Raw genomic sequence first — 25938 nt, 5'->3', positions numbered from 1 at the left:
TCGTCTTCACCACCAACAGCCACAACTCTTTCGCACACTTTTTCGGCGCATTCGTTTGAACGCGCTGCTAGCATTCAGCCGTAAGGTGCAGGCTCCCCCACTATTCAAGGAGCGGGGACGCGCAGGAGAATATCGTATATTAAAGATACTTAAAATCTAATTTTATATCAAATATATGCTACCAAAAAGTTAGCTGTATTTTCAAAAATTACGTACCAGTGCCGCTCGCTCGAAATACAGAGGCTTTTAGGTGGTCTCACGCATGGTTTCGCGTGCAGAACGAGGAGTAATACCTTAGTTCCTACAAGGTCCTCATGACTGAGCATGGTACCAGAGGGCAACGATTAATCCAATCCCGGCAACAACTGCCATGAGCACGTAAATAACTCGGTTCTGACGGGGCTCTATCTCGTTCTGTTTCATGCTAATAAGTAGCCAAGTTCACTGTATGCCTAACGCGGTTTAGGGTCAGGGGTTAAACCAACAGCAAGACTTTGTTTTTCTGCTCTTGCAAATCGTGTAGCCGCAGGCCCATTGCCAGAGGTTGACTTGCTTGTCTGCCCCTTCACGCATGCTCTGATTAGCAGAAACCGTAACGCACTACCAGCTACCTTTGCGGATGTGAAAAAGCTTTGCTTGTTACTCTTACTGCCCCTACTCATCGGTCTGCCCGCCTGCCTCTCATTGCAGAGCGACGAGCAAAAAGCCGAAGCCGCCGAAAAAGCCATGCTGGCCAAGCACGACGAACTGATGGCCCAAATGGACCAGCTTACCGTCCTGCGGCAGCAAATCCAGAAAACGCCCGGCCCCGATACAGTAGCCGCCGGGCGCCAGCGCCGGGCGCTACTCGCCGCCGATGCCGCTATGCTGAATTGGATGCACCGCTACCGCAAGCCCGCCGACACCGTGGCCGTAGCCCGACGCCTCGATTACTTTGCGGGTCAACAGAAAAAAATCGATTCGGTGGCGAGCCTGTTTCGCACTAGTATCAACTCGGCGCGGTTATTAGTGCAGACCGCGGAAACAACTACAACTACCGCTCAATAACGCAATGCTGTTACCTTTTTCTCGTATGCAGGCGGCCTTGGCAACTTTACTAGTAGCCGTTAGCTTCCACTTGTTTAGCTGCTCCCATACCCCCAGCCAAGCCACCGAAGACCGCCTACCTATTCTGGGCATCAAGCACAAGCTGCCCACCAGCCCCTCCGACACGCTGCCCGACTCCATACCGGCCTTCACCCTTACCAACCAGGACGGGCAGACGATTACCAACCAAACGTTTGCCGGTAAGGTCTACGTCACCGACTTCTTTTTTGCCACCTGCCCGAGCATCTGCCCCAAGATGCAAAGCGAGTTGCTGCGGGTATACGAGGCCAACAAGAACAACCCCAACGTGCTGTTCCTGAGCCACACCATCGACCCCGCCCACGACTCTATTCCGGTGCTGCGCGACTACGCTCAGCGCCTGGGCATTCAGGACGCCTCGCGCTGGCACTTCGCCACGGCCCCCCACGACACCATTTTCGCGTTAGCCCGCGCCTATATGACGGGCGCGGAAGTGGATAAGGGCGTGGAGGGAGGCTATGCGCACAGCGGCACGTTTGCCCTCGTTGACTCGAAACGCCGGGTTCGGGGCGTGTACGACGGAATGGAAAAATCGCAGGTAGATCTGCTGATCCAAGATTTGCCGATACTGTTGAAGGAAGAGGCCGAAGCCCGGCAAACGGCCGCCAAATGAGCCAGCCGTTGCCCCTGCTGCTTCGCCTAAGTGCCGTGCTGGCCGCTGGGCTGCTGTTTTCGGTGGGTACTACGGGCTGCTTTTCCAACAAGCAGAACGAGGGCGCTCAACTCTACCAAGCGCACTGCTCCAGCTGCCATGGCGAGCAGGGCCAGGGTTTGCGCCGGCTTATTCCGCCCGTCGCTGCTTCCGACTACGTAGCCACCCACCGCTCCGACCTGCCCTGCCTGATCCGCAACGGGCAGAACGGTCCGTTGGTGGTGAATGGTATTGAGTACAACCAAGTGATGCCGGGCCACAAGCAAGACCTGACCGACGCCGAAATCACCAACCTGCTGAACTTCGTGCAGCAGAGCTGGGGCAACAAAAACGAGCTTTATACCATCCGGGAGGTAACCGAGCTGCTGGGTCCGTGCAACGGTAGCATTATCCGTTAATAATCAGCTTGATAAAGGAGCGCTACCCAGTAAAAGAGCTTATCTATAACGCGAACTGCTGCCGCTCGTTACTAGGTAACGGGAATTGAGTGGCGGCTTGCCAACACGGCCGTTCTGGTTGAACAGCAGCCGATTGGTAGTCAGAAGTTTACTACTGTATCTTGCTTTCAGTACAGTTTGCCCCGGCTGCGGGTATGCATCTTCCCACAATCTTAAGTAGCTTGCACCTTCACTTTTCATATTTATATGGGTCTGTTTGATTTCCTGAAAAAGAAGCCTGAAGCGCCAATAACCCCACCGGCTGCGGCTCCTGATGCTACTTCCGCGCCTGCCCCCGCGCCCACCGGCCCCCGCTATAAAGGCGCCAACTATACGCTACCGACCCCCGAGCAGCAGGCCCCGCCTATACCGCCCATGCCGCTCATTCCGGAGCCGGCGTACGGGCAGCCGCCCCAGCCCAATTTTCCTTATCCGCCCACCAACGTGCTAGAGGAGTTGTTGATGCGCGCCGCCAACGAGCCCAACATCCGCCCGGCCTTCTACCAAGCGCTGCTCCACGAAGATGTGCTGGCCGTTACGCTGCCCAAAGAAGGTGACGCGGGAGGCGAGGTGCCCCTCACGCCCGGCATGGAGATTCAGCTGCAAGTATTGAACGACGGCAAAATTCCGCTCTTCACGTCGGTGGAACGCGTATTTGAAGGCGGCCTTGCCCCCGAGGGCATCTCCTACATTCGGGTACGGGGCCAAGACTTGCTCCAGATGGTACAAGCCACCGATTGCGTGCTCAATCCGTTCTCGCCGTCCGGCAAGCTGCTGACCAGCCAAGAAATGCAGGATCTGCTCGCCAGCGACTTGATGGCGCCCCCCGCCGAAGGCCCAGGTCAGGTGCCCGTGCAGGTAGGTCCGCCCGCCGAGCCGCCAACGGTGCTACTCGATGCCTTGCGCGCCTACTGTGTCACCCGCCCCTTCATCGAGCAGGCTTATCTAGCGGAACTGCGCATCGAAAACAGCCAGGAGCCACCCCGCGTCTTACTAGCCTTCCTCACCGACGAGCAGCAAGCTGATTTCTTGCAGGAGTTAGGCCCCGTTATTGAAGGCCGCATCGAAGGCTACCAGTTCGTGGACATGATGGTGCTGAACCCGGCCGCCGATGAGCCCCTAAACCAGTATTTCAACCAGCAAGAGCCCTTCTACCAGAGATAAGGTGATGGGTGAGAAATGCCGTTGCAAGCACGGCAGCCCGCTAACAAAACAAGCCCCCGACACGCATGTGTCGAGGGCTTGTTTGATTTTCAAGGCTTTGCGCAGTTAAATAGTCACTTCCCTATAAGGACAATTTATACTTCCGCAGCCTCTCTCTTTTTCGTTTGCCGCGCCAACAGCCAGCGGAATACGGGCCGCAAGCCAAAATTCAATAAAAGTCCGAGCGGGACGGCGGCTACGGCCCAAATCAGCATGGCACCGGCGCACGCCTGCCACAGTAAATGCACGGCATCGCGCCAGTTGTTGGCAATCAAGTGTTGTAGCTGCTCTAAGCTCAACTCAGGACCGGTACTGTCGCCCAGCAGCTGAGCCCCGAGGCGCATCAACGGAATAATAAGTAGCAGTTGCACAGGGCTAAGCAAGTGGCTGATCAGCAGTAGCGCCGCTACGTTCAGGCGCAAGCGCACCGCCGCTGCCGTGCCCATCAGGGTGGTGATGCCCATCACGGGTACTAACCCGAACACAATGCCTAGCGCCATGGTCAGCGCCAGTTGTTTGGGCGTAAGACCCTGCTTGAGAATATCAAGCACAGGTTCAACTAGGCGCCGTCGCCACCAGCTAGTTGAAGCAGGCGGCTGCGGAGGCCGCGAAACGGGTGAAGAGGAAGAAGTCACAGGCAAGCAGGAAACGAAGATGCGGAGGAAACAGGGCAAGGGCGTTATCTTCGCACCTTGCGCCGCCGGCCATTGCGCCGCAAGTAGTACGCAAGGCTGATGACAAAAGTACACGGGCCGCACCCAACCCGCCGCCAGAATCTTACGACCACCCTGATTTTGCTCCGGCGCGCGGCGCGGGAGCTGATTGCGAACGACCCTTTGCGTTTGGGCGCAGCCACGGCCTTTTTCACCACATTTGCCCTCCCGCCCATCGTGCTTATTCTGGTGCAGGTATTGGGGTCGGTGTATTCCACTTCGGCTGTGCGGGCGCTGCTGCTATCCAAACTCTCCAACCTGCTGGGGTCTTCGGCTGCCGATTTGGTGGACGAGATTTTGCAAAACGTGACCAACGTGCAGCGCAGCCGCCTGCTTACCTGGCTCGGCTTTATTTTTCTGCTCTTCATTGCCACCACGCTTTTCGTCGTGATTCAGCACTCGCTCAACCAGCTCTGGCAGATTCGGCCGCGGCGCGGGGGCGGCCGCTTCGATAAGGCCTTGCACGAGCGGGCCCGTTCTTTAGGCGTACTCGTAGCAACCGGTTTGCTCTCGTTGCTAACCTTCCTGACCGACGCCGTCATTGCCTTCGTAACCGATTACATCCGCGACTTCGACACCAATGTGGGCTATTACCTGTTCATCGGCATCAGTCAGCTCACGTCCCTGCTGATTTTAGCGGCTTGGTTCGGCGTCACATTTCGGAACCTAAGCAGCGCCAAGGTACCGTGGCGAGCCGTAATCCGCGGTGCGGCTCTAACCGCCATCCTCATCGACTTAGGCGAATTTGTGCTAGGCAGGCTGTTGGTACAAAGCAACTTAGGGCCTATTTATGGCGCAGCCTCCAGCGTTGTGTTGGTGTTGTTGTTCGTGTTCTACTCGGCCATGATCTTCTACTTTGGGGCCTGCTTCACCAAGGCCTATGCGCACTACGCGGGCATAGACATAAAGCCCAAAAAATCGGCCGTGCGGTATCGGCTGGTGGATATCGAAGAGTAACTGAAGTAGAGTAAGGGACAAAGCAGGTATCCTTGCGAGGCACGAAGCAATCCGCCCTTTAATGCTCTAAGCTCAATCATGCGACAAGCCCTTGTTACCAATGAGGTAGTAAGGGCTTGTCTGTTTAGAGCAGGTCAATCTTCGGGAGGAAGGATTGCTTCGTGCCTCGCAAGGACAGAACGGCTTACTCCCTTCCTCTGCTCACTTACTCTCGGCTCCACGCCTGGCAAGCTTCCATGCAGGCTTTGCAGGCCGCGGCGCACTGCTGGCAGTGGGTGTCGTTGTGCTTGGCGCACTCGTTGTAACAGAGCTGGCACAACTCGATGCACTCGCGCATGATGTGTTTGGCGTGGGCGGAACCACGGGCCACAAAGCGGGCCGTGAGGGCGCAGATGTCGGCGCAGTCCCGGTCGAGCAGAATGCAGCCTACCATGTGCTTGACGTGTTCCTCGTGCAAGCAAGAGGTAGCACAGTTCTCGCAAGCCACTACGCAGCGGTTTAAAGCGTCGAGAACGGTTTGGTTTTCGGTGGTTGATGGCGCGGACTGTTGCATCGGTGAAAAGCTAAGATGAAACCAATACGATAACCTGTTGTACGCACGCCTAATGACTGCGGCCGGGCGGGATTTACTTGAAAAAAGGCACGATTTCCGTCCGGTTGTGGTTACATTCAGCTTTCAACTCCTACTCTACCGTCGTATTTTTACCGGATGTTATTTGCTGCCGAACCCCTCGCTCCTACGCTCGATTCTGCTCGCCGCGTCCTCAAGAAATACTATGGCTACGATACCTTCCGGCCCATGCAGGAAGATATCATCCAGAGCATTCTGAGCGGGCGCGACACGGTAGTGCTCATGCCGACGGGCGGCGGCAAATCGGTTTGTTTTCAGATTCCGGCCGTGGTTAGTGAGGGCGTTTGCGTGGTGGTTTCGCCGCTGATTGCCTTGATGAAAGACCAAGTGGAAGCGCTGAAAGCCAACGGTATATCGGCGGCTTACATCAACAGTAGCATCGGACAGAGCGAGCAAAACGCCATCTGCTCGGACTGCGCCAATGGCTACCTGAAACTCCTCTACGTTTCGCCCGAGAAGCTGTTGTCGCCGGGCTTTCTACAGTTTTTGCAGCGCCTGCGCGTGAGCATGTTTGCTATTGACGAGGCGCACTGCATCTCGTCGTGGGGCCACGATTTCCGGCCCGAGTACACGCAATTGCGGGTGCTGCGCGACCAGTTCCCGAACACGCCCATCATTGCCCTCACCGCCACCGCCGACCGCCTCACCCAGCGCGACATCCAGAAGCAACTGCGTTTGCACGAGCCGCAGGTGTTCCTTTCCAGCTTCGATCGGCCCAACCTCAACCTTATTGTGCGGCCCGGCCAGGACCGCGTAGGCGGCATCCTTGACTTTATCGAGCGCCACCCCGGCGAGTCGGGCATCGTGTATTGCCTCTCGCGCAAGCAGTGCGAAACGCTGACCCAGAAGCTACAGGCGAAAAAAATCAAGGCCGGCTTCTACCACGCCGGTATGACGCCCAACCAGCGCGCCACCGTGCAGGAAGGTTTCCTGAAAGACGACTTGCAGGTAATTGTGGCCACCATCGCCTTTGGCATGGGCATCGACAAGAGCAACGTGCGGTGGGTGATGCACTACAACCTGCCCAAGAACATCGAAGGCTACTACCAAGAGATTGGGCGCGGCGGGCGCGACGGTTCGCCGGCTACGGCGGTGCTGTTTTACAGCTTCGCCGACGTGTTGCAGTTGCGCGAGATGCTCACCAAGGAAAACCCGCAGCTCACCCAGCTCAACCTCACCAAATTAGAGCGCATGCAGCAGTTTGCGGAAGCCGCCAGTTGCCGCCGCAAAATTCTGCTCCACTACTTCGGCGAAACGCTTACCCAGGACTGCGGCAACTGCGACATCTGCCGCAACCCACCCATCACCTTCGACGGGTCCCTGATTGCCCAGAAAGCACTTTCGGCCGTGGTTCGTATGCGCGAAAGAGCTAGCATTGGCCTGCTGATCGACGTGCTACGCGGCATGCGCAACCAAGCCGTGCTAAGCGGTGGCTACGACCAAATCAAAACATACGGCGCCGGCTCCGACCTCCCCTACCTCGACTGGTACAGCTACATCCACCAGATGCTGAACGACGGGTTGCTCTACATTGCGTATGAGGAAGGCTACGCCCTGAAAATCACCGAACTAGGCCGTGACGTGTTACAAGGCCAGCGGCCTTTGGCCCTTAAAAAGTTTCAACCCGCCGAGAAAGCCGAAAAAACTAAACGGGGCCGCAAAGCAGCCCCCGAAGCGGCGGCGCCCGCCTCGCGCGAAGTGCAGCTCTTCGAAGCCCTGCGCGCCCTACGCAAGCGTATTGCCGACGAGCAAAATGTGCCACCGTACGTCATCTTCACCGATGCTACGTTGCAGGAAATGGCTACTGAGCGGCCGGTTTCGCGCGTGGCTATGTTGGGCGTTTCGGGCGTGGGCATGAAGAAGTTTGAAACTTATGGCGAGCTATTCATCAAGGAAATCTTGGCCCACGGTGGTAACCCCGCCGAGCTAGACGACACCGACGAAATGCTTGGCAGCCTCGATGCTGACGATCCGGGCATGCCCCGTGCGCCTCGCAAACGCGAAACCAACACCAGTTCCGGCAGCACCATGGATACCACGTTTCAACTCCATCGCATGGGGTTGAGTGTGGATGCCATTGCCGAGCGTCGCGGTTTAACGGCGTCCACGGTGCAAACCCACCTCACCAACGCCTACGCCAACGGCGGCGACCTGCGCATCACCGACTTCCTGACTTCCAATGAGCTAGCTGAAATTCAGACCGCCCAAGCGCAGCTCGGCGGTAGTCCCATGCTCCGTGACCTATTCGACCACCTGCGCGAGAAGTACGACTACTTCAAGCTCCGCCTGGCCTCGCTGTATTTCAAGAAACTGCGCGGGGAGTAGCTGGTGTTCATTCGATAAATGGGATTATACTTGAGCCCGGCAACTTGAGTTTGTCGAGGAATCTGTCATTCCCTTGCATCACTGTTATTTATCTGCCGCGGGAAGAACGCTGCGGCCGGCAGGGGGTAGATCAAGCAAGACAATCTTCTAGAAACACAGCGGTAGCGAAGCCAAAAATAATTAGCAAAAAATTTCAGCTAATTGAATTAGTATTCTCGTATCAGGGTTCGTACTTTCACGAGCCGGTAACTATCTACCGATGAAGCCTTTTTCCGGCTCCCCTGCGCTATGATCAATACCAATCTAAAATTCTGGCGGCGTGAACTGGCCCTCACACAGGCCCAGATGGCCGAAAAGCTAGGTATCAAACGCTCCTTGGTGGGCGCCTACGAAGAAGGGCGTGCCGAGCCCAAGCTGACTACTCTCGTTAACATGGCCCGCCTGTTCGGCATCACGCTGGACGCCTTAGTAACCACTGACTTTAGCAAAAAGAAGAACGCCAAAGCGGCGCTGCTTCAGCTTCAGCCTGCTACCACTGAGCCGACCCGCCCGGGCGGTGGCAATGGCCTGCGCATCTTGGCGCTTACGGTAGACAAAGAACAGAACGAGAACATCGAGTTGGTGCCCCAAAAGGCCGCGGCCGGTTATCTCAACGGTTACGCCGACCCCGAATACTTAGAGGAGCTACCCAAGTTCCGGCTCCCGATGCTTGGCACGGGCGGCACCTACCGCGCCTTCGAAATCAGTGGCGACTCCATGCTGCCCATTGCCAGCGGCACCGTAATTGTTGGCCGCTACGTAGACGACTGGATGACGCTGAAAGACGGCACGCCTTGCATCGTGGTTAGCTCCAAGGAAGGTATTGTGTTTAAGCGCGTTTTCAACCGCCTCAAGGAAGGCGCGATGCTGGCCCTGCACTCCGACAACCCCCTGTATTCGCCCTACGAAATCGACGTGGAAGATGTGGTGGAAATTTGGGAAGCTAAAGCCTACATCAGCAGCACTTTCCCTATTGCCGACCTTTCACTGAACCGCCTCGCCAGCATCGTGCTGGACTTGCAGCAGCAGGTTTCTACGATGCGCAAGGCGTAGCGGCCTGTGTTGTCTTTGTAAAGAGGCCACATGCCAGCAGTTGCTACCTTGAAGTAGAGAACTATCTAAACGAATAAGCCCTTGATGTGCAAGCATCAAGGGCTTATTCGTTTAGAGCTTTACATAGCTTGCTTTGCTAGGGCAGGGCTGTTAGTACCACCAGCGGCACACGCCAAAGCTTACGCTGTTAATCAACTTCCAGCGGTTGGGCTGCGTAAGGGAGCACACAACTCAACCCTCTCCTGCCATGATTAAGCTTGTTCCTGCTACCGCTCGTCACCATGCTGCGCCAGTAGCGTGGCTCAATAGCTTCTTTCTCTTCAGCTTCGCCGACTACCACGACCCGCAGAACGTGCAATTCGGCCCGCTACGCGTCTTCAACGATGATACTGTGCAAGCGCAATCTGGCTTCCCGCAGCATCCGCACTCGGAAATGGAAATCGTGACGCTGGTGCTGGAAGGCGAACTGTACCACGAGGATACGATGGGCAACAAAGCCACCATCAAAAAAGGTGACGTGCAACGTATGACGGCTGGTACCGGTCTGGCCCACTCTGAGTACAACCGCACTGACAAGGTCTTGCACCTCTACCAACTCTGGTTTATTTCCAACCAAAAGAGCTTGGCTCCTAGCTTCGAGCAGAAAGATTTGAATTTTTTAGATACCAAAAATGAATTAGTACCCCTGGTGTCAGGCCAAAAAGTGCTGGAGGATGTTGTGTATATGAACTCCAACACGACTATCTACTGGTGCAATTTGCGCGAGGACAAAACGGTCACCTTCAAAACTTTCCCCATCCGCAACACCTTCATTTACGTGAAAGAAGGTTCGCTCTTCATCAACGGCGTCGATATTGGCCCCAATGACCAAGTGCGTTCCACGGATGAGCATGTGCTGGAAATCCGGGCTTCCAAGGATGCTCAGTTTATATTGATTGATTTGCCGGCCGATGAGGCGAATTACTAACGCGTAGTGCTGTTCGTAACGAAAGTGCTTTTAACCATCGAGAAGTTGGGTATATAACCCGACTTCTCGATGGTTAAAAGCACTGCTAATTTCTACTTAGTAGCATCTGTTGCTGGCGGCTTGAACACGTAGCGGAAGGCTTTGAGAGCGGCAGGATGATAGATGGTTTGATGTGTTTCGGCGGGCATTGGTTCGTAGTGCCAACTGATGACGGGTTTTGCGGTGGCTTGTAGTATTTCAGCAAGTCGGCGACCTGCGTCGGCAATTTCGGGCTCACTGCTTGTAGCCACATACAGCGTTTTAACTGGGCCAGTATAAGCTCGCAGAAAGCTACTGGCCTGTTGTACTAGTTGCTCGTTGTTCCACCAAAGGCTAGGGTCGAAAGTCAGGTAGGTATCAAACAAGTCGGGCTCTTGCAGCAGCGTCTCCACGACAAACAAACCAGCCAAGGATTCGCCCACAATGGCCGTTTCGGTTGTAGTACGGTAGCGCTTCCGAATCTGTGGCATCAGTTCCTGGCGAATGAACCGACGGAAAGCGGCCGAGCCCCCCACGCGGGGCGCAATCTTTTTGTCTTTCTCGCTCGTCGTTGGGCCCGTCAGGTCACGCCGCCGTTCGGTGTTCTCAATTCCGACCAAGATGAAAGGGCGCATGGTACCATTGCCAACCAGCACCTGCAGGAGCCCCGCAACGTGCAAGAAGTCTTCGGTCATGCCGCCATCAGGCATATACAGCACCGGGAGCTGCACCGTAGAAGACTCGGTATAAGCAGGCGGATAGTACACGTTGATACGCCGGGTTTCACCCAACACCTTGGACTCCAGCGCGAAGGTGTTGCCGATGGTAAGAGAAGCGGCGTCTTTGCTTTGCGCCCGTACCAGCCTGTTTTCAGCGGCGCCAAGCAGAAACAGAAGAACCAGCACCTGTCTTAGTGAATTACAACTAGTGCCCATCCTCCTGATTTCAAAGTGATAAACTCAATTTCCCGTTCTGTGTTAAGCTCTACCCAACTTGTCATTCCGACGACGGAGGAATCTGAATAAAATCGCTGAACTACTTTAACTCAGATTTCTCCTTCGCCGGAATGACAAGTTGGGTAGGCGCTCTATCACATGGTGTACTTTCGGCCTTTGTTCTGCTCTTTCAAATAAGCCATTAGGGGCTGGAAGTATTCCACCATGGCGCGGGCGGAGAGGTCTTCACCGGTCTTCTCTTTAAGCACTGCTTGCCAGTCTTTGCTGGCACCGGGGCGCATGATGTCGGCCAGGAACGCACCTACTTCCTTGCTGCCGTAGTAGTTGGTGGCGTGCGGGTCCTGCTTCAGGATCTTTTTGGCAATGTGGTCGTGAAGCTGAAACAAAATGACGTACGACAGGGCATAGTCGTAGTACTGCGCGGGGTCGTCGTTGATATGCGTTTTGGTGGCGGGGTCGAGGTACTGCTCGCCGCGCGTGGTGGGTGGAGCTATGCCCTGATACTTCTTGGCCAGTTCCCACCATTTGGCATTGAGCTGGTCGGCGGGCAGCTTATCGGCGTAGAAGCTGTTTTCCCACTCGCTCATCACGCCCGAGGCAAAGGGAATGAAGGCGGCGTAGTTGAGAGCCTCCTTAAGCAAGGTTTGGGTTTGGTCGGTTTGGGTTTTGGCATCGACTAGGTTGAGGCCGGTCAGGAAAGGCTTTTGGGTGGCGGCCAAGCCCATCAGGCTGCCCATAGCTTCGTGGTAGGCGCGGTTGGCGCCGCCGCGTAGCAGCACGGGCACTTCGGGGTTGGTGTAGGTGAGGTAGTAGTAGATGTGGCCTAACTCATGGTGGGTGGTTTCGTACCACTCGGTGTTGCCTTCCACGCTCATCAGGCTACGCACGTCCTGATCGAGGTTCAGGTGCCAAGCCGAGGCATGGTTGTTTTTCTTGTAGGTAGCATCCTTGGGCAGCGGGTAGAGGCTGCTTTTTTCATAGAAGCTAGGTGGCAGCGCCGGGAAGCCGAGACTCTGGTAGAACCGCTCGGCTTGTTGCACTTGCCACTCCGCACCTTTTTTGGCTAGCACGGGGTCGAGGTTGAGGCCCTTCACCTCTACCATAGCACTCCAGTCTTGGCCCCAGCGGTTGGGCAGCCAGTGCGCGGGCAGGTAGTCTGGCACTTGCTTCTGGCCGTATCTTTTGGCCAGCTCGTAGCGGGCGTAGGTGTGCAGCTCGCGGTAAAGTGGGCGCAGCTCCTCGTTGATTTTGCGTACCAGCGTCATCATTTCCTCCCGGCTCAGGCCATAGTCGGAGGCTTGATAGGTGAAATAGTCGGGGTAGCCGAGGGCCTGCACGGTTTGGTTGCGCAGGTCGCGTAGGTTGAGCAGGCCCTCTTTAAGCGTGGGGCCGATGGCCTTGCTGGCTTCCCATACCTGCTGGCGCTTGGTGGGGTTCTTTTCTTTGCGCAGCAGCTCGTCGAGGTCGTTGGTAGTGAAAGACTTGCCTTGGTACTTGTAGTCGAAGCCGTAGAGTTTCTCGGTTTGCGCGGCTTCGGCGGCAATGCGGCGCTTCACCACGTCGGCCACCGTTTGCGGATTGTTGGCGGCGTTGTAGAGGGCCGTTTGCAATTGCTTCACCTGCAACTCGCTGAGGTCGGCTTTGTGCTCGAGCAGCCCTTTGATGGTGATGATGTTCTCGGAGCTACCCGTGAAAGCAGCCATCCGACCGTTGGCGCGGGCCGTGGCGCCCGAGTTGCTGGTATCACCCGCCACAATGTGCGTGTTGGAACGCCACTCCGCCTCGTTCGACTGCGTGTAGAGGCGCTGGTACTCGGCGGAGTAGTTGCGAAGAAATTCTTCGGCTTGCGCGGCATAATCTTGCGGCGCGGGCGGAGTTGAGGCCGCGGTGGCGGGAGTAGTGGCCGGCGTGGTAGTAGCGGGCGTTTTGGCGGTAGGCGCGCAGGCCGCTAGCGCGGCGGCTGTTAGTAAGGGCAGAAAGGTTTTTTTCATTACAGCAAAGCTAAAACTCCCGACGAATCGGGTAAGCATCAAACTTCGCGTCGCTGCTTAGTAGCGTTAAATTTTCGGTTATAGCTTGGGCAATCAGAAGTCGATCAAAGGGGTCACGGTGGCCGTTATCGGGAAAAGGCAGCTGGTCCACTTGGTTGATGTGACTTGGCGTAATAGACAACAGCTGAAAACCACGGTACGCCATGTCTTGCATGAGCGCAGGCAGCGGCAGCTTCCCTATACTATGTTTCACGGCTATTTCCCACCAAGAAACTACGCTAATGTGAAGCTCTGCCTCAGGCGCAGATAAAATTGTCCGTATTGTGTTGGAAAGTCGCGGACTATCAGAGGCATACTACAGTACAACATGCGTGTCTACGAGTAGCTTCCGCATTACATATAATCCTTAAAATCATCCAATGGCTCGTTGAAATCATCGGGCACCTCGATCAATCCCTTAAAGCGCCCGAAGCCTTGCTGGCGTCGCTCGGCTAATTCTTGCGCAAAGACTGCTGCGGCAGCCTGCCGGCGCTGAACCACAAAAGCAACAAAGTCAGCTACCTCCTGCTGAAGATCAGGTGGCAAAGTCTCTAGTGCCTGAGTAATTTCTTGAACATGCGTCATAGTGAGTTCAAGTTACAAAACTGGGTGGTTTCGGTCACTATCTAAGCAGCAGCGGCCTGCTGCAACAAATGGCACTCCTTGTACTTCTTGCCGCTGCCGCACGGACACGGGTCGTTGCGGCCAAATTTGCGCCGGCTGCGCAAGGTCTTCAGCCACTCGCGCGGGTCCACGGCGAAGCGTAGGAAACGCTTCTTGGGGTTCTGGCGAAAAGCCCGCAACAGCAGTTCGTATAGCTCGGGGTGATGCTCTTGCAACTTCTCGGGTTTCTCGAAGAAATACTCGGTTACGACGGCGAAGAACTCGGCTTCGTTGGTGGCGGCGTAGTCGTTGATTTCCGAGTTGCCGTCGCGGATGGCAGCTATTTCGCGCTCCATCACCTCCGCCCATGGCTTAAGTAGTTCCGGCGGCAGCGTCGCGGAAGGCACCCCGTCAATTGTGCCATCGGCAGCATCGAGCAAGTGCGCAAACTCGTGGATACCCACATTCTGTTTGTCTAGCGCGTCGCGGAAGCCTTGCTCCAACGAGGCTTTGGAAAGATGCATGTAGCGGGAAGTCTGGAAGTTGCGGACGCTGCCCAACAGGGTACCGGCGAGCGGCGCCACTTCTTTGTTGGGGTCCTGCAACTCTTTCCACGCATCGGGCACCACCAGCACCTCGCTCAGATTACCGTATTCCCAATCGCTGAAACCAAACACGGGAATAATGGCGGAGGCGGCCACCAATACGCGCGTTACATCGTCTATCTCGGTCTGCACCCCAGTGATAAGCGTCTGCGCCAGAAACACTTGAATTTTCTTCTCGAAGCGCAGCTTATCGTTGGCCGTAAGTGACAAATAAAACGCTACCCGCTCGCTGAGAATCTGCCGCCAAGCCGCCGGAAAGTCTTCGGCCAGCGCGGCCGCTTTCTGGCGCGATTCGCGGGTGACGTAGCGGTAGAATAGATAAACAACAACCGCGACGAAAGCGGCAAAGAACCAATATTGCATGGCCCCTAAACGGCTAATCAGACGTTTGGTTGATACAAAATCCTGCTCCCGCTTGCGCCCTTGCCCCATTTAATGCCAAGGAATGGTAAACGCGCTATTAGCACTTGGAAATTGATGCTTTACAACTCCCTCAAGTGCTCTGCTAGTCGCTCACGCAGCAAGTCCTGAAGCACGGCATCGAGAAACTGAAATTTGTCGGGGATGCGCAGGTTGATGACGGGCTTGCCAGCTAGCTCTTCCCCGAACTTTGCCTGCAAGATGTCGGCGTGCTTGCGCTCCATAACAAACACGACATCGGCCCAGCCTACATGCCCGGCCGTTGCGCGCACGCGGGCGCCGGGCTCGGTGCCCGCGGAGCGGGCTTCGTAGTGCGGGTGCCCGTCGAAGAGTTGCTCGGCCGTGAGGCTGCGCCAGCGGTTTTGGCTGCAAATAAAGAGAAGCTGAGAAGCACCGGCGGGTACAGTTGGCAAGGGCGTGTTGCTTTTAGGAAGCCTAAAGCTACTAGCCAACTGGTTGTTTCTGCGCAGGCAGTACGCCCGAAATAATTTACAGTACTTTCAGGCAACCCGGCAGCGGACGTGCCTCACTTGCTACCAAACTCCTACCCCATGCTGATTTGCTTCAGCCACTATGAAATCAACCTTCTTCCCGGCATGAAAACCTACGTTCAGACAACCCTGCTTTTGCTGTTTATGCTACTTTGTCGGCCTTGTTACAGTCAGCAAAAAGTAGGCGTATTTGAGGACAGCCAAGATGTGGGCACCGGCGTAAAACCTGGCTCCACTACCTATTTGCCCGCGACGCAGCAGTACGTAATAGCCGGCGCAGGCGCTAACATTTGGTTAAACAAAGACGAATTTCAGTACGCCCACAAGAAAATGAAAGGCGACTTTCTGCTCTATGCCCGAGCTGAATTCGTGGGCGCTAACGGCGTAGACCCGCACCGCAAAATGGGCTGGATGGTGCGGCAGAGCTTGCAAGCCAACGCGCCCCATGTTAGTGCCATCGAGCACGGCGACGGGCTAACCTCCCTGCAATACCGCCGCACGGCTGGGGCCGCCACCGAAGAAACGCGCGCCACCAGCACCCACGCCAACATTATTCAGCTAGAACGGAAAGGCAAAATCTACACGATGCGGGTGGCGCAGTTCGGGAAACCTTTCGAGACGCAGCAAGTAACCGAAGTGGACTTGGGCGACGAGGTATACGTGGGCCTGGCAGTTTGCTCCCACAATGCCGACGTCACGGAAACCGGAGTTTTTCGGGATGTGCGAATTGTTGTGCCGGCGCACGAAGGGTTGGTGCAGTACCGCGAGTACTTGGGCAGTAGTATTGAGTTGCTGGAAATAGCCACTGGCAACCGCGAAGTCCGCTACACTTCCCCCAAATCATTGCAAGCGCCTAACTGGACGCGGGACGGCAAAAGCCTGCTCTACAACAGCGACGGGCTGATGTACAATTTCAACCTCGCCTCGGGCCAACCTACCATTATTGCCACCGGCGACGTCAAGAACAACAACAACGACCATGTGCTTTCCTTCGACGGCACGATGCTAGGCTTGAGCAGCGGCGTCGAGAAGCTAGGTGGCTCCATTGCCTACACGGTGCCAACCAGCGGCGGAAAACCCAAGCAAATCACTCCCCGGGGTCCGTCGTATCTGCACAGCTGGTCGCCAGACGGAAAGCACCTTCTTTTTACCGGGCAGCGCAAAAACGAGTTTGATATCTACCGAATTCCGGCCCCCGGCGGCAAGGAAGTGCGCCTAACCAGCGCCACTGGCCTCGACGACGGGCCTGAGTACACCCCCGACGGCAAGTACATTTATTTCAACTCCAACCGCACGGGCACCATGCAAATTTGGCGGATGAACGCCGATGGCAGCGAGCAGCAGGCCGTAACCAACGGCGACTTCCAGGACTGGTTTCCGCACATATCGCCGGACGGGAAATGGATAGCGTTTGTCTCGTTTCTGAAAGAGGAAGTAGCATCCGGCGACCATCCGTTTTACAAGCACGTGTATCTGCGCCTGCTGCCCATAGCTGACGGCCAGCCCAAGGTTATTGCTTACGTGTACGGCGGGCAAGGCACCATGAACACGCCTTCCTGGTCGCCGGACAGCAAACGAATCGCCTTCATCAGCAACAGCACCACGGTCGGCGAGTAAGCTTGCTGAAGTTTTATTGCCTCTCGGCTTGTAAAACCCGTTGTCCTTCCGCCACCGGACGAATCTGAGTTAAGTCATCTAACGACAATAGCTCAGATTCCTCCGGCGGCGGAAGGACAATGGATTTCAAGCGCTTCAACTTATCCTAAGGTCTTAGCGACTCGCTCCAACAGGGCTTTGGTTTTCTTGATGCCTTCTTCTTCGCCTAGCGTCTCGCCCTCGTACTCGATGCCCACGTACCCTTTGAAGCCGGAATCCTTGATAATGCGGAACATCTTGTTGTAGTCGGTTTCGATGCAATTGCCGGTGGCATCAAAATCAAACGTTTTGGCACTGACGCCCTTGGAAACCGGCATCCACTCCCGCACGGCTTTGTACTTGTCGTACTCTTCGAGGCACTTGCCCTGGTACAAGTCGCCGGTATCGCGCCGGATGCAGAAGTTACCGAAGTCCGGCAAAATGCCCACGTTGGGGCGGTTCACTTTCTTGATGGTAGCCAGCAACCACTCGCCATTGGAGCTGTAGCTGCCGTGGTTTTCCACTATCACATTCAAGCCGGCTTTTTGCGCGTATTCGCCCAATTTGCTGAGGCCATCGGCGGCGGCTTGCTGCACGTCGGCGGCCGAGCCTTTGCCAAACGCATTGACCCGCACCGTCTGGCAGCCGAGGTAATGGGCGGCGTCCACCCATTTGTAGTGATTTTCAACGGCCTTGGCTCTGTCCTGCTCGCTGAGCGAACCAAGCTCGCCTTCGCCATCAATCATGATCAGGTGATTTTTCACGCCATTGTCGCGGCAGCGCAACAGCAATTCACTTAAGTATTTCTTGTCCTCGGCCTTGTCTTTGAAAAACTGATTGACATATTCCACCACGCTGATACCGTACTGCTTTTTGGCAATCACCGGAAAATCGAGGTTGCTGATTTTGTTGCCAAACAACGACTTATGGAGCGACCATTCGGCCAGCGAGATTTCGAAGAAAGGCTTGGCCGCTACGTTTTCGGCGAACAAGTACGGGGAGACGCTGGCCGCAGCCGTGAAGGCCACCGCGTTTTTCAGAAAACAACGACGAGAAGTGAGCATGTGGGAAAGGTAGGGTTAGAGTGAATAGTCCGACTTGCCTGCGAAGGCAAGCGCGCGGCAATCAGCTTATCAGGGTCGCTGCTTTTAAGTTACTCGGGTTTGTGTGCTTCAACCCGAGCCACCCTGCATGGCAGATGCAGGGTGACGACTATCAGAGTGGCGGGTAAGCTAGTGAAAAACCAGGGTTATGGGCGAGAACTTGTTTTGCTCCCTTTCTTCGCTTACTGATGCAGGACGGTCAAATGGTAGTCGCACAGATGCAAACACACGCTCATTGTCAAATTTTATTGAATATTAACCGCCGCTAATTTCCAGTCTTACTTGTAAGCTCCCACCCACCATTCCTCGTTTTCCAGCCCATGCCTTTACTCCTAGTCGTGGCGGCGCTTATTCTGCTGCTGATCTTAACTATCGTTTTTAAGCTCAACGCCTTTTTGTCGTTGATTGTGGTAGCGGTTGCGCTTGGGCTGGCCGAAGGCATGGCGGCGAAGGACGTACTGGTTTCCGTCCAGAACGGGTTAGGCAGCATTCTCGGCTCGGTGGTGATGATTATCGGGTTTGGGGCTATGCTGGGCGCGTTGCTCATTGAAAGCGGGGCCCTTCAACGAATCACCTATCAGCTGATCGAAACCTTCGGCATCAAGCATATCCAGTGGGCGGTGCTGCTTACCGGGTTTGTGGTGGGGCTGCCGATGTACTACATGGCCGGCTTTGTGCTGCTGGTGCCCCTGGTGTTTTCTGTGGCGGCCTCCACCCGCCTGCCGTTGCTGTATGTAGGGATGCCGCTGGTAGCGGCGCTTTCCGTCACGCACGGCTACCTGCCGCCGCACCCCGGCCCGACGGCTATTGCGGCGCTGTTCAAAGCCGATTTTTCGCTGACGCTGCTCTACGGATTAGTTATTGCCGTGCCTGCCGTCATCCTTGCCGGGCCCGTCTTCTCCCGCTCGCTGAAGCGCTACAACCCCACGGCGCCCACTACCATCGCCATGCCCAAGCACTTCACCGAAGAGGAACTGCCCGGCTTCGGGGTTAGCCTGTTTACGGTGCTCACGCCCATCCTACTCATGACGCTCGGAGCAGTTGCCACCCTGAGCTTGCCGGCCGCTTCCCGAGTTCGGCAAGTAGTGGAATTTATCAGCGACCCGAGTTTGGCACTGCTGATTTCGGTGCTGGTGGCCATGGTGACGCTCGGCCTCAACCGCGGCAAAAGCATGAAGCAGGTAATGGACCTGTTTTCGTCGGCTATTGCCGGCGTCGCCATGATTTTACTGATCATTGGCGGGGGCGGCGCCCTAAAGCAAGTGCTGGTAGACAGCGGCGTGAGCGTCTATATCACCACTCTTTTCAGCGGCCTGCACCTGTCGCCGCTGATTATGGCGTGGGCTATTGCAGCCATTTTGCGCGTCTGCTTGGGCTCCTCCACGGTGGCTTCGCTCACGGCCGGCGGCATGGTCTTGCCGCTTATCGCCACCTCGGCCGTAAAGCCGGAACTGATGGTGCTGGCCGTAGGAGCCGGCAGCCTGGTATGCTCGCACGTCAACGACCCAGGATTCTGGATTTTCAAAGAGTACTTCAACCTAACGATTCCGCAAACTCTAGCAACCTGGACGGTTATGGAAACGCTGGTGTCTCTGATTGGGTTGGTAGGCGTTTTGGTGCTAAACGTAATTCTATAGGCCACCTCTTGCCGATTAAGCGCATCATCCTTCCTTACCTGCAAGCAGCCTACTCACATCTAGTTGCCGCCTCTGAAAAACCAGTAGCTGCCTGGGTTATTTATCTGAGCTACACTAGAGCTTGAAATTATGCGTACAACCACCACGCAATTCTTGATATCGACGAGCTATGGCCAGTAATGTGTTTATCGTAATGGGCGTGTCGGGCAGCGGCAAAACCACCATAGGCCGCCTACTGGCCAAGCAATTGGGCTTGCCCTTCTACGATGCCGACAACTTCCATTCGGCCGCCAACATCGAAAAAATGAGAAGTGGCATTCCCCTCACCGACGCCGACCGGCACGACTGGCTTGCCACTTTGGCGGCGGGTATTGGGGAGTGGGAAAAAGCGGGTGGAGCCGTATTGGCGTGTTCGGCGCTGAAAGAAACGTACCGCCAAACGCTGCAAGCCGGAGCCCAACTGCCGCTGCGGTGGGCATTTCTGGATGGCTCGCGGGAGTTGCTCCGAAGCCGCCTGCTCATGCGGAAGAATCACTACATGGGCGCCGCCCTACTCGATTCTCAACTGGAAACGCTGGAAAAACCCGCCTATGCCCTTCAGCTTCCCTTGGAAGGAAAACGCCCCCAGGACATCGTAGCCAAAATCGTCCGCACCTACGCGCCGATGAGCGCTGGCCAGTAGCTGGCCCCGCAGCTTTTCGATTATTCTACCAAGACCTATGCGCCTTTATAGCACGCTATAAAACCAATTTACAGTCACCAGCTAACAGATTACCTTATCATTTTTCAGCGGGACAAACAATTAAATCGGCGTGTTCAGCGCCGATAGCAAACCTATTTTATTGGTGAGCTGATTCCCTCTTTATTCAATCAATTATCTACTAAACAACTACTTGCGGGCTGCCCTTGCGTTGTGTGGCACAAAGTTTTTAGCGCAAGCAGGGCCCCGTTCCTGTAACCTTTCCCGACTAGGGCGGTGACCAGCAACAAATCGTTTTGCTTTCGAGTGGCACTGAGCGCCGGGCCTATTCAACTGAACTGCCCCTGTGGCTGCTCGACTCGCTGAACCTGCATGTAACACAAACGGGGCAGACCATGAATCGCACAATCTTGCGCGTAGCAGTTAAAGTAGCAATCAGTTTGACGGCGCTGCCTGGGTTGTTGGCTTGCAGCCAGAGGCCCGTGATATCAATAGCCGATCCAACTTCTCCGCCAACGCCCGCCGCCCAAGTCGATGCGTTCCTGCGCCGGGAAATGCAAGAACGCCGCATTCCGGGCTTGCAGGTGGCTGTCGTGCAGCACCAACAAATCGTGCTGCTCAAATCCTTTGGTTTCGCTAATCTTCAGGATTCGGTGCGGGTAACCAACCGCAGTGTGTTCCCCCTCAACTCCTGCACCAAAGCTTTTACGGGGGTTGCCCTGCTGCAACTCGTAGAGGAAGGAAAAGTGGATTTGGCCGCGCCCGTATCCCGCTACCTAAACGGGCTGTCGGCCGCCTGGCAGCCCGTTACCATCCGGCAGCTTTTAACCCACGTTTCGGGTTTGCCGGACATAAACCGCCTGCTAAATCCTGTGACTCATGGCCTGCAAGGGGTCGGTACTGAAGGCGACGTGTGGGCGAAACTTCAGACGTTGCCCCTGGATTTTCCCACCGGCGAGCAGTTTAGCTACAACCAAACCAATTATTATCTGCTGGGCAAAATCATCGATAAATTGCGCGGCAAGCCCTTTGCGCAAACCTTTCGGGAGCGGCAGTTTCAGGTGGTGGGCATGCCTAATACCCACTTCGGTGATTCGCGTGACATTGTTCCTCGGATGGCGCAAACCTATCGTTACGCCACCAATCTGGACGGCAACGTCTTGCGCGAAAGCCAGCTTGTTCACAATTACGCGGAGTTTCCCCAGTTTCACCGGACCGCCTCCGGCCTGAACAGCACGGCCGAAGATGTGGCGCACTGGCTCATTGCCTTGCAGCAAGGCAAGCTTTTCGAAACAACGACTGCCCTCACCACGCTCTGGACGGCTGGCACTTACAAAAATGGCACCCCAACGCAGTGGGCGCTGGGCTGGGTCACCAAACCACGTTTAACCCACAGCGCCGTTATTGCGACGGGCGGCGGGCGGGCCGCCCTGTTCGTCTACCCCGCCGACGAGCTGTCGGTGGTTGTGTTAACCAACCTAGCCGGCGCGTATCCCGAGGACTTCATCGACGAGTTGGCGGGCTATTACAAGCCCAGCATCCCGGCCGCTGACCCCATCACGCGGCTTCGCCGGCAACTCCGGCAGCGCGGTTTCGACCATGCCCTCGAAATTGTGGCCGAGGAAAAGAAAAAAGACGCGTCTTTTCTGCTGGCGGAAACGGACTTGAACGATTGGGCTTATCGGCTGCTGGCGAACGGGCAAACCACCCAAGCACTGGGCGTCTTTCAAGTGGCGGTGAGTTTGTATCCGGCAAGCTGGAACGCGTACGACAGCTACGGGGAAGCATTGGCAAAGGATGGCCAAAAAGAAAAGGCTATTGCTATGTATAAGAAATCAATAGAGCTAAACCCCAACAACCTAAACGGCAAGAAATTCCTTGACCGACTGTTGAAATAGGAAGGCGGACGCTTTTCACTAGCTAGCCCGTTGCAGGTTACGCCCAGTATAAGGCTGCCTATACCTTCACAGTGCGCTGGAAAAGACCGTTGGAATGGCCTCTCGCGGGGTGTCGCTCCCGTTTGATTGAAGTGCAGCAACCGGCCGCAGCATCTAGCTGCGGTTTAAGTACATTTAGCAGGCCCCTCACGCTTGGTCTGCTTATTATGAAAATCCTGCTCGTAGAAGATCACCTGGAACTGGCCAAAAGCATTGCCAGCTACCTCACGCAGGAACATTATATCTGCGAGGTGGCCGCCACGTTTGATGAGGCGCGCGAAAAGCTGATTTTGTTTACCTACGACTGCGTGCTGCTGGATATCATGCTGCCCGACGGCAATGGCATCAACCTGCTCAAGCTGCTGCGCAAGGACGGCGTGGAGAGCAGCGTGATTATCATTTCGGCCCAGAACGCCCTGGACTTCAAGCTGACTGGCCTGAGCGAAGGAGCCGACGACTACATTACCAAGCCCTTCCCGCTGCCCGAGCTGCACGCCCGCATCAAGGCCATTATGCGCCGTCGCAACCCCCACAAAAACAACGTGCTAACTTTCCTCGACCTCACCGCCGACTTGGAGTCGATGGAGTGCCGGGTGAATGGCAAGCTGCTGAACCTGACGCGTAAGGAAACCAACCTGCTACTGTACTTCATCAACAACAAAGGCCGCATGCTGACGCGCCAGGCCATTGCTGCCCACCTCTGGGGCGACTACACCGACAACCTGGACAGCGTGGACTTCGTGTATCAGCACGTAAAGAACCTGCGCAAGAAAATCACCGATGCCGGCGGCAAAGACTATATCAGCACCGTGTACGGCCTGGGCTACAAGCTAAACGCGGCCGACTAGTGAAGCTCAACTACCGCTATACCATCGCCTACGCGGTTATCACGCTGTTCGTGCTGTCGGTGGGCTTTGCGATTGTGTACGGCGCCATGTCGCGCAGCGTCACCCAAACCACTATTGGCAAGCTCCGGCACCTCAACGAAATCATTGCCGCCCAACTCCACAGCGGCCGCGACTATACGGGGCATCCGGCCCGGGCCAACGTGCGCATTCGCCGGACCGCGCCAGCCGATACGGCCCGCCACGCCCAGCTGGTGCAGGAACGGGAAGAGTGGGACCCCGCCCTACAGTCGACGGTGAACGTGGTGCAACTAACCACGTATCCGCGCATCCGGGGGCAGCGCTACCACATCACCAGCCGGGCCGTGGTGGTAAGGCCCAGCGACGAGTACCTGACGGGCATCGTACTGGTATTTGCTTGGACGTTTGTGTTTCTGCTGGCCTTAGTGGTGATTCTGAGCGAAATTATTTCCTGGTATATTCTCAAGCCCTTCAACGCCATTTTGCAGGGCATCGAGCGGTTTCAGCTCAGCCAGAAAACGACTATCGGGCTGCAACCCAGTCGCACGATGGAGTTCAACGTGCTCAACGAGTTCCTGATGAAGATGACCGGCCGGGCCCAGCGCGACTACCAGGGCCTCAAAGAGTTTTCGGAGAATGCCTCCCACGAGCTGCAAACGCCCATTGCCAGCATGAAAGCCAAAATTGAGCTGCTCATGGACTCGGAGCTGACCGAAAAGCAGTTGCTCATGCTTACTGCCATGCACGACGAGCTGGAGCGGCTGGCCAAAATCAACCAGTCGCTGACGCTGCTGGCCAAGCTGGAGCACTTCGAGTCCTACCCGGCCCCGCTTACCGACTTAAGTTGGCTAGTGCCCGCCACCGAAGCGGCCTTCGCCGACCTAGCCGAAATGAAAGGTTTGCGCACAACCCAGCACGTTGCGCCCGGCGTGCGCGTGCCGTTAGATGAATCCCTGGCCCAGCTGCTGCTCAACAACCTGTTCAGCAACGCCATCCGGCACAACCTGCCCGGCGGCGAAATTCGCATTTCGCTTTCCTCCACGGAGCTGATGCTTGAAAACACGGGGCACGCGCCGTCGGTGCCGGTTGGTGAGCTATTCGGGCGTTTCAAGAAAGGCAATGCCGCCCTGGATTCTATTGGCATTGGACTGGCTATTGTCAAGCGAATCAGTGAGTTGTATAATCACCGCATCGAGTACGCTTACGCGGACGGCTGGCACCGCATCCGTGTGGTATTCGCACCGCTAGCAGAGTAACGGTGGATGGGCCGGGCGGCGGGCTAAGTAGTTAAATTTCATAGTAACCTTAACATTTCTATGAAATTTCTTCAAAATCGGGTTGTTCATTTGGTTATACTGTTGAGTGAGTGATTACTTACTTTATAGCGCCAACCTCAACGCCACCCGAACCCGCTACGCCGTGCCTTTACTTGCTTCCTTGGCTCCCGCATTCGACTCCGCCCGGCCGGTATCGGCCAGCTTGGAAAAGATTTCGCGCCGTCGCCTGAAGGCTATTTTCAGCGGTTCGGTGGGCAATCTGGTGGAATGGTACGACTGGTATGTCTTCTCGGCGTTTTCCCTGTACTTCTCGGCTTCGTTTTTCCCTTCCGACGATACCACCGCGCAACTGCTGCAAACGGCCGGCATCTTCGCCCTGGGATTTCTGATGCGGCCCATTGGCGGCTGGATGTTTGGCCGCATTGCCGACAAAGTGGGCCGCAAGCAGTCCATGACGCTCTCGGTGCTGCTGATGTCGTTGGGGTCCCTGCTCATTGCCCTCACGCCTACTTACCAAACGGTCGGCATCGTCGCCCCGATTCTGCTGCTGACGGCTCGGTTGCTGCAAGGCCTGAGCGTGGGCGGAGAGTACGGCGTTTCGGCCACTTACCTCAGCGAAATGGCCACCCGAAGCCGCCGCGGGTTTTATTCCAGCTTCTTGTATTTCACTTTGATTGCGGCTCAACTGCTGGCGCTTGGCATCCAGTTGGTGCTACTGAAGGTGCTGCTCACGGAAGCGGAACTGCTGGCCTGGGGCTGGCGCATTCCCTTTGTAATTGGCGCGCTGCTTTCGGTTGTGGCGCTGTATCTGCGCCACAACCTGGACGAAACGACGGAATTCGAGTTGCAGAAAGTCAAGCCCGAGGAGTTGCGCGGCAGTTTGAAAGTACTGCGCCGCTACCCGCGCTCCGTGCTGAAAGTGGTGGGGCTGACGCTGGGCGGCACGCTGGCCTTCTACACCCTAACGACCTACATGCCGAAATTTTTGGTGAATACGGCGCACATGACCAAAGGCGCCGCCACCAATACCTGCTTTCTGGCTTTGCTGGGCTTTGCCATTATGCAGCCAGCTTTTGGCAGTTTGTCGGACCGTATTGGCCGGCGGCCCCTGCTAATTGGGTTTGGCGTGTTGGGCACGCTGGGCAGTGTGCCCCTGCTGACGGCGCTCAGCCATACCACCACGCCGTGGGTTGCTTTGCTGCTGCTCTTGCTGGCTTCCCTTGTCGTCAGCGGCTATACCAGTATCAGCGCGGTAGTGAAATCGGAGCTGTTCCCGGTTGAAATCCGGGCCCTGGGCATTGGCTTATCGCACGCGCTTACCGTGGCCGTGTTTGGCGGCACCGCCGAGTACATTGCCTTGTGGTGCAAGGGCAGCGGACACGAGTTCTACTTCTACTGGTATGTATCAGGCTGCATAGCTATTACGCTGCTGGTGAGTTTGTTGATGGACGAAACCCGGCTCACTTCCTTCCACGATAAAGACGGCGCCGAGTACGGCTGACCGGCCGGTTTCTTCACCCTTTCGGGCCCGTTCAGAATCCCGGGCGCGCCATTGCCT

Annotated in this window: 24 protein-coding genes; 15 read left to right on the top strand and 9 right to left on the bottom strand. The window is 56.1% G+C overall.

The features are described 5' to 3' along the window. The first annotated feature begins 621 nt into the window (after nucleotides 1-621). From ACFE7X_RS04165 to ACFE7X_RS04150, 4 genes are all read left to right on the top strand, one after another. Complete coding sequence (locus ACFE7X_RS04165; protein WP_375434399.1) at nucleotides 622-1047, top strand: hypothetical protein; 426 nt, start codon at nucleotides 622-624, stop codon at nucleotides 1045-1047. A 4-nt stretch (nucleotides 1048-1051) separates the two neighbouring features. Beyond that, nucleotides 1052-1738, top strand: a complete 687-nt coding sequence (locus tag ACFE7X_RS04160; RefSeq protein ID WP_375434398.1) for an SCO family protein — start codon at nucleotides 1052-1054, stop codon at nucleotides 1736-1738. After that, nucleotides 1735-2175: a c-type cytochrome gene (locus ACFE7X_RS04155; RefSeq protein WP_375434397.1), complete on the top strand. Its 441-nt coding sequence runs from the start codon at nucleotides 1735-1737 to the stop codon at nucleotides 2173-2175. Before ACFE7X_RS04160 ends, ACFE7X_RS04155 begins: the two co-directional genes overlap by 4 nt. 246 nt (nucleotides 2176-2421) lie before the next feature. Continuing rightward, the gene (locus ACFE7X_RS04150) at nucleotides 2422-3378 is read left to right on the top strand and encodes an enhanced serine sensitivity protein SseB C-terminal domain-containing protein (RefSeq protein WP_375434396.1); all 957 of its coding nucleotides are present in this window, start codon (nucleotides 2422-2424) and stop codon (nucleotides 3376-3378) included. Nucleotides 3379-3512: 134 nt separating this feature from the next. On the opposite strand, the gene ACFE7X_RS04145 is transcribed toward ACFE7X_RS04150, so the two are convergent. Next, nucleotides 3513-3968 carry a DUF2062 domain-containing protein gene (locus ACFE7X_RS04145; RefSeq protein WP_375434395.1) on the bottom strand — a complete coding sequence of 152 codons (456 nt, stop codon included), beginning with the start codon at nucleotides 3966-3968 and terminating at the stop codon, nucleotides 3513-3515. A gap of 183 nt (nucleotides 3969-4151) precedes the next feature. Between ACFE7X_RS04145 and ACFE7X_RS04140 the strand changes: the two genes are divergently transcribed. Then, nucleotides 4152-5087, top strand: a complete 936-nt coding sequence (locus tag ACFE7X_RS04140) for a YihY/virulence factor BrkB family protein (protein WP_375434394.1) — start codon at nucleotides 4152-4154, stop codon at nucleotides 5085-5087. Nucleotides 5088-5292: 205 nt separating this feature from the next. Here the strand turns inward: ACFE7X_RS04140 and ACFE7X_RS04135 are convergent, their stop codons facing one another. Next, nucleotides 5293-5640 carry a four-helix bundle copper-binding protein gene (locus tag ACFE7X_RS04135; RefSeq protein WP_375434393.1) on the bottom strand — a complete coding sequence of 116 codons (348 nt, stop codon included), beginning with the start codon at nucleotides 5638-5640 and terminating at the stop codon, nucleotides 5293-5295. Nucleotides 5641-5796: 156 nt separating this feature from the next. Here ACFE7X_RS04135 and recQ point away from each other — a divergent pair, with 156 nt between their 5' ends. The 3 genes from recQ to ACFE7X_RS04120 all read left to right on the top strand — a co-directional run bounded on the left by recQ (nucleotide 5797) and on the right by ACFE7X_RS04120 (nucleotide 10102). Further along, complete coding sequence (gene recQ, locus ACFE7X_RS04130) at nucleotides 5797-8043, top strand: DNA helicase RecQ (protein ID WP_375434392.1); 2247 nt, start codon at nucleotides 5797-5799, stop codon at nucleotides 8041-8043. Nucleotides 8044-8331: 288 nt separating this feature from the next. After that, the gene (locus tag ACFE7X_RS04125; protein ID WP_245118429.1) at nucleotides 8332-9135 is read left to right on the top strand and encodes a LexA family transcriptional regulator; all 804 of its coding nucleotides are present in this window, start codon (nucleotides 8332-8334) and stop codon (nucleotides 9133-9135) included. 247 nt (nucleotides 9136-9382) lie between these two features. Beyond that, complete coding sequence (locus ACFE7X_RS04120) at nucleotides 9383-10102, top strand: pirin family protein (RefSeq protein WP_375434391.1); 720 nt, start codon at nucleotides 9383-9385, stop codon at nucleotides 10100-10102. Between the two features lie 92 nt (nucleotides 10103-10194). On the opposite strand, the gene ACFE7X_RS04115 is transcribed toward ACFE7X_RS04120, so the two are convergent. The 6 genes from ACFE7X_RS04115 to ACFE7X_RS04090 all read right to left on the bottom strand — a co-directional run bounded on the left by ACFE7X_RS04115 (nucleotide 10195) and on the right by ACFE7X_RS04090 (nucleotide 15147). Next, nucleotides 10195-11025, bottom strand: a complete 831-nt coding sequence (locus tag ACFE7X_RS04115) for an alpha/beta hydrolase (RefSeq protein WP_375434390.1) — start codon at nucleotides 11023-11025, stop codon at nucleotides 10195-10197. Between the two features lie 185 nt (nucleotides 11026-11210). After that, the gene (locus ACFE7X_RS04110) at nucleotides 11211-13067 is read right to left on the bottom strand and encodes a M2 family metallopeptidase (protein WP_375434389.1); all 1857 of its coding nucleotides are present in this window, start codon (nucleotides 13065-13067) and stop codon (nucleotides 11211-11213) included. A 10-nt stretch (nucleotides 13068-13077) separates the two neighbouring features. Continuing rightward, a complete protein-coding gene (locus ACFE7X_RS04105; RefSeq protein ID WP_375434417.1) occupies nucleotides 13078-13389 on the bottom strand; it encodes a type II toxin-antitoxin system VapC family toxin in 312 nt (103 codons plus the stop codon). 71 nt (nucleotides 13390-13460) lie between these two features. Then, nucleotides 13461-13691 (bottom strand): DUF2281 domain-containing protein, encoded by a 231-nt coding sequence (locus ACFE7X_RS04100; RefSeq protein ID WP_375434388.1) that lies wholly within the window; start codon nucleotides 13689-13691, stop codon nucleotides 13461-13463. A gap of 41 nt (nucleotides 13692-13732) precedes the next feature. After that, on the bottom strand, nucleotides 13733-14677 hold the full coding sequence (locus ACFE7X_RS04095; RefSeq protein WP_375434387.1) for a zinc-dependent peptidase: 945 nt from the start codon (nucleotides 14675-14677) through the stop codon (nucleotides 13733-13735). A gap of 119 nt (nucleotides 14678-14796) precedes the next feature. After that, the gene (locus tag ACFE7X_RS04090; protein ID WP_375434386.1) at nucleotides 14797-15147 is read right to left on the bottom strand and encodes a low molecular weight protein tyrosine phosphatase family protein; all 351 of its coding nucleotides are present in this window, start codon (nucleotides 15145-15147) and stop codon (nucleotides 14797-14799) included. A 183-nt stretch (nucleotides 15148-15330) separates the two neighbouring features. Here ACFE7X_RS04090 and ACFE7X_RS04085 point away from each other — a divergent pair, with 183 nt between their 5' ends. After that, nucleotides 15331-16842, top strand: coding sequence for a TolB family protein (locus ACFE7X_RS04085; protein WP_375434385.1), 1512 nt, complete (start codon nucleotides 15331-15333; stop codon nucleotides 16840-16842). Nucleotides 16843-16982: 140 nt separating this feature from the next. On the opposite strand, the gene ACFE7X_RS04080 is transcribed toward ACFE7X_RS04085, so the two are convergent. Continuing rightward, nucleotides 16983-17924 carry a sugar phosphate isomerase/epimerase family protein gene (locus tag ACFE7X_RS04080; protein WP_375434384.1) on the bottom strand — a complete coding sequence of 314 codons (942 nt, stop codon included), beginning with the start codon at nucleotides 17922-17924 and terminating at the stop codon, nucleotides 16983-16985. A 359-nt stretch (nucleotides 17925-18283) separates the two neighbouring features. Here ACFE7X_RS04080 and ACFE7X_RS04075 point away from each other — a divergent pair, with 359 nt between their 5' ends. The 6 genes from ACFE7X_RS04075 to ACFE7X_RS04050 all read left to right on the top strand — a co-directional run bounded on the left by ACFE7X_RS04075 (nucleotide 18284) and on the right by ACFE7X_RS04050 (nucleotide 25881). After that, complete coding sequence (locus tag ACFE7X_RS04075; protein WP_375434383.1) at nucleotides 18284-19600, top strand: gluconate:H+ symporter; 1317 nt, start codon at nucleotides 18284-18286, stop codon at nucleotides 19598-19600. Nucleotides 19601-19769: 169 nt separating this feature from the next. Beyond that, on the top strand, nucleotides 19770-20282 hold the full coding sequence (locus ACFE7X_RS04070) for a gluconokinase (protein ID WP_375434382.1): 513 nt from the start codon (nucleotides 19770-19772) through the stop codon (nucleotides 20280-20282). A gap of 413 nt (nucleotides 20283-20695) precedes the next feature. Beyond that, nucleotides 20696-22198 (top strand): serine hydrolase, encoded by a 1503-nt coding sequence (locus ACFE7X_RS04065; protein WP_375434381.1) that lies wholly within the window; start codon nucleotides 20696-20698, stop codon nucleotides 22196-22198. A gap of 206 nt (nucleotides 22199-22404) precedes the next feature. Beyond that, nucleotides 22405-23085: a response regulator transcription factor gene (locus ACFE7X_RS04060; protein ID WP_375434380.1), complete on the top strand. Its 681-nt coding sequence runs from the start codon at nucleotides 22405-22407 to the stop codon at nucleotides 23083-23085. Then, nucleotides 23085-24359 (top strand): sensor histidine kinase, encoded by a 1275-nt coding sequence (locus ACFE7X_RS04055; protein ID WP_375434379.1) that lies wholly within the window; start codon nucleotides 23085-23087, stop codon nucleotides 24357-24359. The genes ACFE7X_RS04060 and ACFE7X_RS04055 overlap by 1 nt, the downstream gene beginning before the upstream one ends. 106 nt (nucleotides 24360-24465) lie before the next feature. Further along, entirely contained in the window at nucleotides 24466-25881 is a 1416-nt protein-coding gene (locus tag ACFE7X_RS04050; protein ID WP_375434378.1) for an MFS transporter, read from the top strand. Nucleotides 25882-25938 lie beyond the last annotated feature (57 nt).

The sequence above is a fragment of the uncultured Hymenobacter sp. genome, assembly GCF_964242765.1.
GTDB lineage: Bacteria > Bacteroidota > Bacteroidia > Cytophagales > Hymenobacteraceae > Hymenobacter.
This window is presented reverse-complemented; position numbering and strand designations above follow the sequence as displayed.